Genomic DNA, 13,314 nt, shown 5'->3' with positions numbered 1-13,314 from the left:
GCGTGGAGGTTTGGGCCGGTTCGTTTGGCGAGCGGTCGTTCATCAGGGCGCGCTCAGGACCAGAACGTCTTCGTGCTGGACGAGCCATTGTGGGTCGCCAGTGGCGATGGCGTCGCGGATGTTCTTCTGCTGAAAAAATGAGGCGCGGGGGATGATCACGCCGTCGCGGACGCCGCAGATCAGGGCGATGCACTCCTCGACCAGTTCCAGGCCGGCGTTGATGCCGGCGGCGGCGACCATGCCGGGGATGTCGATGAGTTCGCCGTGGTGGCGGTAGGGCCGGGCGGTGACGACGACGTGTCCGCCGGGACGCAGCAGCGTACGGCAGCCGGTGAGGATCGCGGTGAACCCGTCGGCCAGTTGGCCGTGGCTGCGGTAGGCGAGGTTGTCCATGCCTCCGTACTTGTGGTGGAGCTTGCGGACCTTGCCGCGCCTTGGGCCGGGTGTGCGGACGTGGCCGTGGGTGGACGGTCCGTATGGCGGTGAGGTGATCACCAGGGAAACCTGGCCGTGCAGGCTTGCCGGCAGCAGTGCCGGCAGCGCGGTCGAGTTCCCGTGGTAGATCTCGCCCCGTCCCGGTGCCCCTGTCTGGACGGTGTGACGGATGTTGTCTGCCGCCTTGGCGACCCACTCGGCTTCGTACTCGACCCCGACGCCGTGCCGGCCGAGGTGCATGGCCTCGACGACGGTGGTGCCGATCCCGGCCATGGGATCGAGCACTACGTCGCCGGGGTTGGTGTAGGTGCGGATGGCGTAGCGGGGGATAGTGGGCAGCATCTTGCCGGGGTGCGTCATCGAGGCTGGGGTGTATCGGCCGCGCCGCAGGTCGCGGGATGGGTGTTGGCCGGTAAGCCAGACGGACCCGAGGTAGCCCTCGGCGAGCAGAGCGGCCAGGTCGGACGCATCGGGGTACGGCGATTCGGAGTCGTGAGGGCCGGCGCTGTGCAACGGCGGACGGGGCTCAGACACAGGCGTTCTCCCCACCGGTGGCGGTGGTGCCGAACACGACCAGGTCCCGGAACGTCGGAATGTGACGGCCGGCGAGCAGGCGCCGGCCGTCGTCGGCTTCGTCGGTGCGTTCCGGGGCCGTGCGGGGCTCGTGTTCGGGCAGCGGGACGAGGACGGCCGGGATGTGCTGGTGGTAGAAGAGGCCGGCGGCGCGGGCGGCGGCGATGACCGTGGCGCGGTGGCTGAACTCGCCCGGCTGAGCCGGCGCGGTGGTGAGTCCGATGAGCAGGAACCCGCTGGGGCGCAGCAGAGGTCGCCAGGTGCTGATCGCGGTGGTGACGTCGTCTGGTGCGAGGCGCTCGGTCGCCTGCGGAAGCGTCGCCAGGATCAGATTGACACCCGATTCGGGCAGGTGAGGCACGTCGCGCTTTTGACGTCCGGACGGTAGGACCCGCAGGCGCAGACCGTGGGGGCCGGTGACCAGCCGGGCCGGTATCCGGTGCAGGTAGGTGGTCGCGGCGAGGGTGGCGGGGTGGGCGTCGAGGTCGAGTACCACGTCACCCGGGTGGGTGTAGCGGTGGATGAGGTGGGCGAGGTGGTTCGAGGACAGTCCGTGCCAGTCCGGTACTCCCCGGCGGGGGTGCGTGGGACGTGGATAGGGGGAAGGAGCAACCCGACCGGTGCCGGCGCAGGCCGGTCGTCGGGAGCGGTGAAGTTGGGCTTCGGCATGGGCATGTGGGCCACGTCCGCCGACAAGCGCTGACACTAAGGGATTACAGATCCGGGCCTCGGATTGGAAACCCGAGCCCGACCTCACCCGTGTCAGACCTCTCCCCTGCCGTTCTCTGGCCTGCTCTGGGAGTGTTTGCTGCTCGGACTGACAGGTCTCCGAGCGCTGCGGATGAGCGCATCAGGCCCCATAGCCGCGAATAGGCAGGTAGGCCGACCTGCTCAAACGTGCCCGACGCGATGGCGGAGCGGGGTAGGTTTGCTGGTGTTGGGGGTAGGCCGGCGAATTTGATGGGTTGTCGCCGGGCAGCGTCCGGGGTGCCAGGCCGGCGTGCGCCGGCCCGGCACCCCGGACGCTCGTTGGAACATCGGCAGACTGTGAGCGATGAGGCTCCGCACGAGCCTCATCGCGGCGTGGGCCTGTCACCGGATCCGTCGCTGCCGCCTAAGGTGCCTGCCTGGGTCTGGAAGCGGTCGGTCAGCATCGGGTCACGGTCGAGATATCGTTGGTCGCCGGGCAGCAACGGGTCGGCGATCCATTGATGCCGGGAGGCTCCGCTGCTTCACGCCTCGCGCTTCCTCCCCGCGCTTGCAGTCCCGGCCATCCGCGGGCTGCGCCACGGTGCGGTGAGAGCCCTTGCCTTCAGCGAATCCACGGGTCGGCTTGTGCGTGACGCTCGTATCGGGCGTTCAGCGTCTCGGGCGAATCGATGTCGTCGGTGATGAGTTGAAAGTCACCGTCAGGGAGTCCAGCGCGTGCAAGGAAGTAGATCGCGTGTCCGATGTCGGCGTACTTCGAGGTAGGCAGGTCGTCGGGCAGCTCAAGCTTGATCCACCGTCGTGCCATGTTTTCTCCTGTCGTTAAGTGCCCCTTGAAGAAGCAGGTCAGCGTGGCGGGGCTCGGCTGAGGGCAAAGGAATCCGAGTCGGTCTCGGTGTGTCGCGCGGACACGTGGTAGGGCCTCCGGGTACGGCTGTGGTTGTCGAAGCCATGCCATCCCGAAGGCCCTACAGTGAGTTTCTACCTGGTCTGCGGCCAGGCCGTCGCCCCGCCCCCCGCTCCCGTCCCGGAGCACCTGCCCACGCCGTTCCCGCCGCTACCCGTCCGACACCACCGACACCGAATGGCAGCTGATCGCTGCGTATTTGCCCGCCGTCGGCACCGGCGGGCAAGGCGGGCGGCCCGGGTCACCTGCCCGCGTCGCGACATCGTCGACGCCATCCGCTACCTCGACCACAACAGCTGCGTATGGCGCGCACTGCCGGTCGACTTCCCACCCTGGCCGACCGTCTACCACTACTTCCGCACCTGGACCCGCGACGGCACCCTCACCCGCCTGCACAACGGCCTCCGCGAACAGATCCGCACCGCCGAAGGCCGCAACCCCACCCCGACCGCGGCGATCATGGACTCACAGTCCGTCCGCGCCGCCGACACCGTCGCCAGGACCAGCCGCGGCTACGACGCCGGCAAGAAGGTCAACGGCCGCAAGCGCCACATCGTCGTGGACACCACCGGCCTGCTACTGGTCATCCTGGTCACCACCGGCGCCGTGCAGGACCGCCACGCAGCCCGCCTGCTGCTGTGGGCCGTACGCGGCTGTTTCACCCGCGTGACCGCGATCTGGGCCGACGCGGGCTACACCGGCCAACTCGTCGACTGGGCCACCGACACCCTCGGCCTGACGGTCCAGATCGTGCGCAAGCTCGCCGGCCAGGTCGGCTTCCAGGTCCTGCACCGCAGATGGGTCGTGGAGCGAACGCTGTCCTGGATCATCCGCTGCCGTCGTACCGTCCGCGACTACGAACGCCATCCCGCACACCACGCCGCGATGGTCCAGTGGGCCATGGTCATCGTGATGACCCGACGCCTGGCCAGATACCACCACACCGGCCGACTCCAACCCGCCATCCACACACGCTGACCAGGGTCTTCAACGAGCACTCAGACCTGATCGGGCATCTTCGGCATTTCGATTGTTGGTGGTGGTTGTTGGGCGGTGCGGAGGGTGATGGCGGTGGGCGTTTTGGTATGTCACATGCCGCTCGTCCTGACAGCTTGTAATGGACTATTGATCTTTCGTGTTGTCGATCTCTACGGTGCGTCTGCGCTGTTGTCGATGCTCACGGGGGTTTGCGGTGTTGGACGGAACGGGTTCCTCGCGCCTGATTTCGATGGTCCATCGGGTGGCTCGGCGGCTGGTGCTAGCTGTGGCGGTGCTGGTCGCGGTCACGCTTTTGCCATACGTCCCGGCGTGGGCGGAGCCGGGTGCGGCGGGGTTGCCGCAGGAGCGGTCGACACCGGTGACGCAGGTGAGGCCGAAGAACGCGCCGTCGCCGGGGCAGACGGAGGAGGATCTGTGGACTCCGCCGGCGCCGATCGAGTGGCCGGACGCCGCGTCGGTGGTGGTGGAGGTGGAACCGGAGGGCGATCCGGTCGACGTGGGCGGGTTGCCGGTGGCGGCGCGGCCGGTCGCGGCCGTCGCGGGCCGGTCGGCGTCGGATGCGGGTGATGTGCCCGGCCGGGTCCGGGTGGAGGTGCTGGACCGGTCGGCGGCCGAGGCGGCTGGTGCTGCGGTGCTGATGCGGGTTTCGCGCGCGGATGGTGAGACCGGTGACGGTGCGGCGCGGCTCGAGGTCGGCTACGGCGACCTGGTGGAGGCGTTTGGTGGGGCGTATGGGGGCCGGCTGCGTCTGGTGCTGCTTCCCGAGTGCGCGGCCGAGCCCGTCGAGGAGTCGGACTGCCCTGGGGTGATCGATCTGGGATCGGTCAACGACCCGGTCGGCGGGGTGGTGTCCGCTGACCTGCCGGTCGTATCGGAGCCGGCCCGGTCCGGGAGCGGTCTGCTCTCGGGTTCTGGTGGTGTGGTGGCGTTGATGGCGGGGTCGGCGTCGGCGGCGGGCACGTTTCAGAAGTCGTCGCTGGCGTCGTCGGCGTCGTGGCAGGCGGGGCAGTCCGGTGGCGGGTTCACGTGGTCGTATCCGGTGCGGGTGCCGCCGGCGCCGGGCGGCCTGGCGCCGGAAATCTCGTTCACGTATTCGTCGGCTTCGGTGGATGGTCGTACGAACGGGGAGAACACGCAGCCGTCGTGGATGGGGGAGGGCTGGTCGTTCGAGGCGCCGTTCATCGAGCGGTCGTATCGGGCGTGTGCGGAGGATCTGGCGAACAGTCCGCGGTGGACGAACGCGACGGCGGACCTGTGCTGGCGGGATCAGAACGCGACGTTGTCGATGGGCGGGCGGTCGTCGGAGATCATCCTGGGTGATGACGGCCGGTGGCGGCTGGCCGACGACGACGGGTCGCGGCTGGAGTTGCTGACGTCGGGGACGGTGACCGGCTATCACAACAACGAGCACTGGCGGTTGACGACGTCCGACGGGACGCAGTACTGGTTCGGTCGTACCCGGTTGCCGGGCTGGTCGTCGGGGGTGCGGGAGACCGGTTCGGTGTGGGGTGTGCCGGTGTTCTCCAACCACAACGGCGAGCCGTGCCTGTCGACGACGAACTTCCTGGCGTCGCGGTGCCAGATGGCGTGGCGGTGGAACCTGGACTACGTCGTGGACACCAGCGGCAACTCGATGTCGTACTGGTACAACCGGGTCGGGAACGTGACGGCGCTGGTCGGTCGGCAGGAGTGGCAGACCGGCTACCACCGTGACGGTTGGCTGGGGCGGATCGAGTACGGCACCCGGGCCGGGTCGGAGCTGCCGGGCACGCCGCCGATGCAGGTGGTGTTCGCCGGCGGGGACCGCTGCCTGACGTCGTGTGGGACGCAGGCAAGCCCGAACACGGCGAACTGGCCCGATACGCCGTGGGACCTGAAGTGCACGGGTAACCCGTGTCCGAACAACATGTCGCCGACGTTCTGGTCATCGCACCGGCTGGCGTCGGTGACGACGCAGGTCAAGGTCGGCGGCAGCTACCAGGACGTTGATCACTGGACGATGGGGCACACGTTCCCGGCCACGATGGAGAGCGCGGCGCTGACGTTCCCGTCGTTGTGGCTGGACCGGATCAAGCACGAGGGCCGCGTCGGCGGTACGGCGTCGGTGCCGGACGTGACGACCGCCGGGACCCGGTATGCCAACCGTACCGATCACAACGTGTCGGCCGGGGTGGCGCTGACGAACAAGTACCGGCTCACCAGGCTGACCCTGGGCACCGGCGGCTACGTCAACATCACCTACGAGAACTCGGACTGCACCGCGACGTCGCTGCCCGACCCGGACCACAACGCCAAGCGCTGCTTTCCCCAGCGGTACACACCGCCCGGGTCCCCGGCGGGTTGGGCGTGGTGGAACAAGTACCGGGTCACCCAGGTTACCGAGGAGGACGCGGTCGGCGGATCACCGCTGGTGGTGCACAAGTACGCGTACTCCACGGCGGGCTCGTCGACAGACGTGTTGTGGCATCACGACGACGCGGCCTGGTCGCTGCCGCTGGACAAGCGCAGCTGGTCGGACTTCCGTGGCTGGCCGACCGTCACCGTCACCAAGGGCGCCGACGGCGGAACGAAGACGGAGTCGAAGTACCTGTACTTCCGGGGCATGCACGGCGACCGCACCGATGCCGGTGAGGGTACCCGGACGGCGACGGTCACGGCCTCGTCCGGTGTCGCGGTCAACGACGAGAACTCGTACGCGGGCATGCTGCGTGAGGAGACCCATTACGCCTCGCCGGGCGGGCAGGCGTTGTTCAAGACCTTGTACGGGCCGTGGCGGCAGCAGACCGGTCAACGTGTCGAACCTGCCACGCACGCCCAACCGACGACGTTCCGCTCGTATTACGTCGGCGTGCAGCACGAGAATGACTACGAGTGGATCGCCGCCACATCCAGTTGGCGCCAACGCAACATCGTCCGCACCTTCGACAGCACGTACGGCATGGTGTCGCAGATCGAGGACCACGGCGACGCGGCGGTGACCGGCGATGAGACCTGTACCCGTTACGAGTACACCCGCAACTCGATCCCGTGGAATACCAGCCCCTGGATCACCGACACCGTCTCCCGCACCGAGTCCGTCGGAGTCGCCTGCTCCACCACGCCCACCTATCCGCAGGACCTTCTGTCCGACGGCCGCACCTACTACGACGGTGCCACCAGCCACACGACCGCCCCGACCAAGGGCCTGGTCACCAAGGCCGAGAACGCGGCCTCGCACACCGGTACCACGCCCGGCTACATCACCACCTCGACCGCCACCTACGACGCGCTCGGCCGGTCCCTGAGCACCAGCGACGCATTGGGGCGAACCTCCACCACCGTCTACACCCCGGCCACCGGCGTCCCAACCAGCATCACCGAGAGCAACCCGGCCGGACACGCCACCACCACGAACCTCGACATCCATCGGGGTCAGCCGACGACAGTTGTCGACCCGAACGGCAGGACGTCGACCGCCAACTACGACCCGCTGGGCCGGCTGACCAAGGTCTGGCTGCCCGGAACCGCGACCAGCGGCACACCCGACACCGAGTACACCTACACGCTCAGCGCCTCGGCCCCCAACCATATCCAGGCCCAACAGATCGGCCCGAACGGAAATCGGATCAGCTCGTTCGAGATCTACGACGGCCTGATGCGTCCCCGTCAGACCCAGACGACGGCACCGGACGGCAAGCGCGTCATCGCCGACACCCAGTACGACTCTCGCGGCCTGCCGGTCAAGGTCTCCACCTTCTACAACGACGCCTCTGGCCCCACCGCGACCCTGGCCGGGGTCACCGACTCCCTCGTCAACACCCAGACCCGCTACACCCACGACGGCCTGGAACGCGTCACCGCCGAAGCCCTCTGGTCGCTCAACACCCTGAAGTGGCAGACCACCAGCACCTACGACGGCGACCGCGTCAACGTCACCCCACCCGCTGGCGGCACCGCCACCACCACCATCGACGACATCTTCGGCCGCATGACCGCGCTGCGCCGCTACACCGCCGCGACCCCGACCGGCACCTACGACCAGACCACCTACACCTACGACAAGGCCGACCAGCTCGTCGGCGTCACCGATCCAGCCGGTAACGACTGGACCTACAGCTACGACCTGCGCGGCCGGCAGACGTCCCGCACCGACCCCGACGCCGGGACCACCACCTCTACCTACGACAACGCCGGCCAATTGATCACCACCACCGACAGCCGCGGCGAGATCCTGCACAACACCTACGACAGCCTCGGCCGCCGCACCCACCTGCGCGACGATTCCGCCACCGGAACGCTGCGCGCCTCCTGGCTGTACGACACCATCGCCGACGGCCTACCCACCTCGTCGACCCGGTATGTCGGCACCGACCAGTACACCGTCGGCGTCACCGGCTACACCGACCGGTACGCACCCATCGGCAACACCGTCTCCATCCCCGCCAGCGAAGGCAACCTCGCCGGCAGCCACACCATCACCTACACCTACAAACCCAACGGCGCGCCCGCTACCACGGCCCTGCCCGCTGTCGGTGGCCTGCCCGCAGAGAACCTTGCCTACGCCTACAACAACGCCGGCCTGCCCACCACGCTGACGACCCCCGCCACCGGCTATGTCAACGACACCGCCTACCACTGGGACGGCCAGGTCAAGGAACTGACCTACCGGAACACCGCCAACCGGCGCGTTCGCATCAACAAGCAGGTCGACCCGGCCAGCCGCCGGCTGACCCAGATCGGCATCGACAGCGAACACCCCACCACCGCCGGAACCTTCACCAACCGCGCCGCCACCAACTACTACACCAACCCGGCCGGCAACATCACCGCCCTGGTCCACAGCACCGACACCGTCGTCGATCAGGTCGAGTGCTTCCGCTACGACCACCTACGCCGGCTCACCAGCGCCTGGACCGAAGCCGCCCACGGCTGCACCACCCCACAGCGCGCCGGCGCGGACCCCTACCGGCTGTCCTGGACCTACGACAACGTCGGCAACCGGGTAACCCAGACCAGCCACACCGCGACCGGCTCCACCACCGCCACCTCCACCTACCCCACCCCCGGCGGGCCCCAGCCACACGCGCTCACCCAGGTCGCCCACACCGGCCAGGTCACCCACACCAACAGCTACACCTACGACACCGCCGGCAACACCACCACCCGCACCATCGACGGCACCACCCAGACCCTCACCTGGGACCCCGAAGGCCGCCTCGTCACCACCACCCAGACCGGCCTGACCACCAGCTACCTCTACGACGCCGACGGCAACCGCCTCATCCGCCGCGACAACACCGGCACCACCCTCTACCTCGGCCAAAACGAACTCCTCCTCAAACCCGACAACCAGGTCGACGGCACCCGCTACTACACCCACGCCGGCAACACCGTCGCCGTGCGCACCGTCACCGGCGTTACCCGCCTCGCCACCGACCACCACGGCACCCACACCCACGCCATCGACAGCAACACCAGCCCTGCCACCATCAACCGCCGACGCACCCTGCCCTTCGGCGAACCCAACGGCACCACCCCCACGGAATGGCCCGGCACCCGCGGCTACCTCGGCGCACCCACCGACCCCACCGGCCTCACCCACCTCGGCGCCCGCGAATACGACCCCACCACCGGCCGCTTCATCTCCGTCGACCCATTGTTCGTGTCCGGCGATCCGGGGCAACACAATGCGTATCAGTACAGCAGAAACAGCCCGGTCACTTTCAGTGACCCGACCGGTCTGAGGGTTCCGCCAGAGGACCTAGGAATGCTTGGTGGCTACAGCGGCAACGGCAGTAGTGGGCGAGCCGGTAGCGGCCCGTACGCCGGCGGCAGCGATTGGGCAACTGGTGGCCGTAGTGGTAGTGGTCACAAGGCAAAAATTGGTAAAGTGGTAAAACGGGATGACGATCTAGTTCGGATCGGTAAGCACGTCGTGGTGCACAGGAATGATCCGAACTACCAAGCTCTCCAGGAAGCTTACGATTACTACTCTGGATGGCGTAATTGCTTCTGGTTGTGCACGGAGTACAAAATTTGGGGCGATATATGCATGTCCACGGATCTGTGTCCCGAGGACTTTGCTGCGGACGTCCTGGATCTGACGCTGCAAATCAACGGCCAAGGGCTATTTGACGGTGTTGGGCAAATCCTGTTCGGCAGCATTGGTGCGGATGACGGCTTTACCCGCAGCCTAACGAACCCTGCCTCAATGCAGGGCGCAACTGAAGCCGAGGTTCGAGCAATGGTTCCGAGAGACTGGAAGGAGCAGCCTCTTGGGAAGGGTGAGGGGAGGAGGTTTGGTACTCCCCCCACTAGGAACAAGGCGTTCGGTGAACGAGGTTGGGTCGAGTTCAACCGTGGCGTTCCAAACTCCGCTGATCCATTGCATCAGGCGCCCTTTATTCGAGTAACTGTCGGCGGGTTGAATTATCGAGCTGCCGCAAAGGGCAACCCGGCAATCGAGAAAGGTCAGGGCCTACAGATCATCAGTAATGGGAATCCTGGGCCCGGCCTCAAGGGTGCACGCGACATCCTCAGGAGAGGACCGTTCAGGCGGTAGCCTCTATTGCTGAGATCCATGCCAGCACCACCGGCTGTGGTGGGGTGCCAGCGATCCGGTCACTGATGCCGGCCTGGTCCCCGCCGCCGGCCGTGGGAAGTAAGCCAACATCAGGTCGAAGAGGCTCGTCATGTGAATGGCCATTGAGATCAGCTCTGACCCACCTCTTGTGCTGCGGTGGCGGGTAGTCTTGGCGCACCCGACGCCGTGTAGTTCCACCTGTGCGAGACCGTCGAGAAGTGCGTCGCCGCCCACCGAGGAACTACTTATCCCGCCGGCCCGCTAGTGCGGCAAGGGGCTGCACCCCTACTTCGGCCACCTGCGCCGGCAGTGGAATGAGGCTACAGCGGGGTCCGGACCAGATTCGCGACCGACCGGCCAGCCTTGAGCAGACCGAAAACCTTACGAAGGAACTCGGGTGTGTATCTCCTCGGCATGTCTCCTCAATGATGAAAAGCCTGAAGAGTCAACCAACCCGGCTCCATCGGAACCGGGACTCATCAGACTCTCCATCGAACCCACGGCTTGACAGTGAATCGGTTGAGATGTAGCCCGCGCCAGGCAAGTGGAGGGGCGACCCCTTGTGGCGGGCGGAGACGGACTTCGGATCCCGCGTAAGCGTCGGCTTGCTTTTAGATTTGCCGCGACCAACACGCTAGTCCTCAGCCTCTACTGCGTTGGATGCTTGACGAGTAAGAAGCTCCCAGGCTTCAGTTTGTGTCAACGTGACCATTCGGCGTCTGCCGTCTGGTGTCTCCATCCAGCTCGCCGGGTCGTGCAACGTGTCGTGCAGGCTGGCCCCGCTGATCGGCTCCGCGTCATGCCGACGGTCGAGTGTCGGCTCCTCGGTCAGCTCGATCCAGCCTCGTTCAATCAAGTTCAGGACGACCGACGCGAAGTGCGGGATCAGCTGCCGCTTAGCGGCAGCGTCTAGCTTGGATGGAATGGTGGTGTCGCGCGTCTTCGCCCACTCCAATCGTGCGCCGTACTCATCGATGACGTTGTTAAGGTATGCCTCCTCGACTGCGGTAACCATCACAGCGAACTGCTCTAACGTCAATTCATCCCATACATGCACCCACCCATTATGCGCTGCGGCAGAGAGTGGGGGAGGGGGAGTGTCCTGGGATTGGTTGACTCGCGAGGTTGAGTGGTTCGGCTCTGTTACGTTGAGTATGGGCTTGATCGACTACGGGCTTAACAGTCTAGGAGCGTCAGGTGATCCCGCTCCAGCCACGACTCGAAGCCCACATGCCCGCCGATCGTGGCCGACCACCACAGGCCCGTGTTGTTGCGCTGCCCCGGTACGCCGGGAACGAACGCACCGGCGGCACCAACTCGAACGCCACCCCGGCCACCACGTCCAGGTCCTCCCGCAGCTCCCGCCCGTCCGGGCCGACGTACGCCACAACGAACCCGGACAACGAGGCAGGCGCCGAACCCCGCAGCGCCACCAGACCGCCCAAACCCGCCCGCCTCCCCCTGATCCAGAGCTGTCCAAGGCTAGCGACGGCCCGGACGGCAGCACGCACCCGGGCGGATCAAGTTCAGTGAGAACGGATCAACTCTACTGAAAACCCACAGCCACCTGGTTGAACAAGATTCTCAACGGGCTGAACATGCAGGCCAGAGCACCTTGGGCGTCGGCTGTTGGCAGCGCATGGATCGCCGACGCCATCGGCGACAGGTTGAACAAGATCCTCACTCGCTTTGCGCAAGATCGCCTTTTGCTTGAACGTGCCGGGCTGACCGTCTCGGGCTTTGAACAAGATCGCGATGAGGCGCGGTACGCCCGGCGGGAGCCCTCGTGACCGTCCCGCTTCACCCCGTGGCTGCGTCATAGGCGGCGCGTGTTCGAAGGTGCCGCCTCGACGCGGCTGCGGCCGGCGTGAAGGGCCTTGAACAGCCTGACCACGGGTTGCGCACCCCGGAACGGGGTGTCCGCTGGTTGACACCGAGACGCATCGAAGGGGATCGGCGACGGCCGGGTTGAACACGTGTCGAGACACCTAGAACAAGATCACGACTGTTCATGATCTGTTCAAAGGCCCTGGTGGCGTGGTGGCACAGCGCCGACCGGCACTCCCGCCGGTCGGCACACGGTCATTACGAGGGAGCGCCACCATGGACCGTCGTCCCCCCGCCACCGAGCCAGCCGCTTCCCGGCGCGGTGAGACGCTTCTCAACGACATCGAGTACCGATTCCGGCTGCTGGGGCAGGGACCGAGCCCGCTGTCGGTGAACGGCCGCAGCCTCGGCCAGGGCCTGCCCCGCCGGGCCATCGCCCTGCCCGAGCTGTCGGCGATCCTGATGCACCCGTCTTGCGACTACGCCGCCCGGGACGTGGCGTGGAGGCTGCTGGTGCAGCGTGCCCGTACCGGTGACCCGGCGTGGCGTGCCGGTGCGGTCGGTGTCGCGTTGCCGGGTCTGAGGTTCAAGGCGTACCTGCTGTCCAAGCTGTTCACCGGTGACGTACAGGCCGCCATCGTCGAGCACTTCCTTCGCGCTCTCGGCACGGTCGATGTGGACCGGCCGGGTGTGGTCGGAAATCTGTTGTCGGCGGCGTTCTCCAAGGCCCGTGCCGAGCTGCGCGAGCAGGAGCCCGCGTTGTCCGGGGCGCCGAACCACGCGCCGGGGGCGGTGTTGCCGCCGGCCCCGTACGGTCACCCGGATCTCGTTCTCGCCCGCGCGGTCAACGCCGGGGTCATCACCGTCGGGGAGGCGGAGCTGATCGGCGCGACGTACCTGGAGGAGGTCAGCCTCACCGCGTACGCCGAACGCACCGGCCAGCCCCGCTGGAACCTCTACAAGCGCCGCACCGCCGCCGTCGCCCGGCTCAAGGCCGCGATCGAGTCCGGCGAGTTGTCCGACCCGTACGCCGACGTGATCAACGAGGCCACCGGAACCTTGGTCCTGGACGTACCCGCCGTGCGGAAGCGCCCGTAGGTAACCCGTCTGAGCTGCGGCTTTCCAATCCGAGGCTCGGATTTGTAATCCCCTAGTGCGGGACTCTTCCGCGCAGGTGACCTGTTCCGACCGGACCCGCTGACGGCGCTGACACCCCGCACGGTCCCCGGCCCAACCGCCACTTCTGGTGAGGAGGACGGCCACGCCGGTCGGCACCACAGGTCACCCACGAGCGCACCGCCCG

At 67.0% G+C, this 13,314-nt stretch carries 10 protein-coding genes and 1 pseudogene; 4 read left to right on the top strand and 7 right to left on the bottom strand.

Annotation, left to right across the window (positions count from 1 at the left end):
• Positions 1 to 42: 42 nt before the first annotated feature.
• The 3 genes and pseudogenes from Prubr_RS00275 to Prubr_RS00265 form a co-directional block, all read right to left on the bottom strand.
• Positions 43 to 969, bottom strand: a complete 927-nt coding sequence (locus tag Prubr_RS00275; RefSeq protein ID WP_212820439.1) for a TRM11 family SAM-dependent methyltransferase — start codon at positions 967 to 969, stop codon at positions 43 to 45.
• Positions 962 to 1,677: pseudogene (locus Prubr_RS00270) on the bottom strand (hypothetical protein). Before Prubr_RS00270 ends, Prubr_RS00275 begins: the two are co-directional and overlap by 8 nt.
• A 643-nt stretch (positions 1,678 to 2,320) precedes the next feature.
• Entirely contained in the window at positions 2,321 to 2,524 is a 204-nt protein-coding gene (locus Prubr_RS00265) for a hypothetical protein (protein ID WP_212820435.1), read from the bottom strand.
• A 283-nt stretch (positions 2,525 to 2,807) separates the two neighbouring features.
• On the opposite strand from Prubr_RS00265, the gene Prubr_RS00260 reads away from it, so the two are divergent.
• Positions 2,808 to 3,601 (top strand): IS5 family transposase gene (locus tag Prubr_RS00260; protein WP_425518079.1). Its coding sequence is split into 2 segments (ribosomal slippage): positions 2,808 to 2,841 and positions 2,841 to 3,601, totalling 795 coding nucleotides; the frame shifts between segments, so codons are not numbered across the junction.
• 984 nt (positions 3,602 to 4,585) lie between these two features.
• On the opposite strand, the gene Prubr_RS00255 is transcribed toward Prubr_RS00260, so the two are convergent.
• Positions 4,586 to 4,804, bottom strand: coding sequence for a hypothetical protein (locus Prubr_RS00255; RefSeq protein WP_212820433.1), 219 nt, complete (start codon positions 4,802 to 4,804; stop codon positions 4,586 to 4,588).
• A 213-nt stretch (positions 4,805 to 5,017) separates the two neighbouring features.
• Positions 5,018 to 5,155, bottom strand: coding sequence for a hypothetical protein (locus Prubr_RS00250; protein WP_212820431.1), 138 nt, complete (start codon positions 5,153 to 5,155; stop codon positions 5,018 to 5,020).
• A 250-nt stretch (positions 5,156 to 5,405) separates the two neighbouring features.
• On the opposite strand from Prubr_RS00250, the gene Prubr_RS00245 reads away from it, so the two are divergent.
• Positions 5,406 to 10,163 (top strand): RHS repeat domain-containing protein, encoded by a 4,758-nt coding sequence (locus Prubr_RS00245; RefSeq protein WP_212820429.1) that lies wholly within the window; start codon positions 5,406 to 5,408, stop codon positions 10,161 to 10,163.
• 655 nt (positions 10,164 to 10,818) lie between these two features.
• Here Prubr_RS00245 and Prubr_RS00240 read toward each other — a convergent pair.
• Both Prubr_RS00240 and Prubr_RS00235 read right to left on the bottom strand, forming a co-directional pair.
• The gene (locus tag Prubr_RS00240; protein WP_212820426.1) at positions 10,819 to 11,241 is read right to left on the bottom strand and encodes a hypothetical protein; all 423 of its coding nucleotides are present in this window, start codon (positions 11,239 to 11,241) and stop codon (positions 10,819 to 10,821) included.
• 136 nt (positions 11,242 to 11,377) lie between these two features.
• Complete coding sequence (locus tag Prubr_RS00235; protein ID WP_212820424.1) at positions 11,378 to 11,587, bottom strand: hypothetical protein; 210 nt, start codon at positions 11,585 to 11,587, stop codon at positions 11,378 to 11,380.
• 168 nt (positions 11,588 to 11,755) lie between these two features.
• Here Prubr_RS00235 and Prubr_RS00230 point away from each other — a divergent pair, with 168 nt between their 5' ends.
• Together Prubr_RS00230 and Prubr_RS00225 are read left to right on the top strand one after the other, a co-directional pair.
• The gene (locus tag Prubr_RS00230) at positions 11,756 to 11,974 is read left to right on the top strand and encodes a hypothetical protein (RefSeq protein ID WP_212820422.1); all 219 of its coding nucleotides are present in this window, start codon (positions 11,756 to 11,758) and stop codon (positions 11,972 to 11,974) included.
• Positions 11,975 to 12,287: 313 nt separating this feature from the next.
• Positions 12,288 to 13,109: a hypothetical protein gene (locus Prubr_RS00225; RefSeq protein WP_212820420.1), complete on the top strand. Its 822-nt coding sequence runs from the start codon at positions 12,288 to 12,290 to the stop codon at positions 13,107 to 13,109.
• The last annotated feature ends 205 nt before the right edge of the window (positions 13,110 to 13,314 follow it).

It is taken from the genome of Polymorphospora rubra (assembly GCF_018324255.1).
Taxonomy (GTDB): Bacteria; Actinomycetota; Actinomycetes; order Mycobacteriales; family Micromonosporaceae; genus Polymorphospora; species Polymorphospora rubra.
This window is presented reverse-complemented; position numbering and strand designations above follow the sequence as displayed.

Coding starts and splice junctions, on each gene's coding strand:
- Prubr_RS00265 (WP_212820435.1), bottom strand. CDS start 2,524: ATGGCACGACGGTGGATCAAGCTTGAGCTGCCCGACGACCTGCCTACC.
- Prubr_RS00255 (WP_212820433.1), bottom strand. CDS start 4,804: ATGAACGGCGCCTCGAACGACCAGCCCTCCCCCATCCACGACGGCTGC.
- Prubr_RS00225 (WP_212820420.1), top strand. CDS start 12,288: ATGGACCGTCGTCCCCCCGCCACCGAGCCAGCCGCTTCCCGGCGCGGT.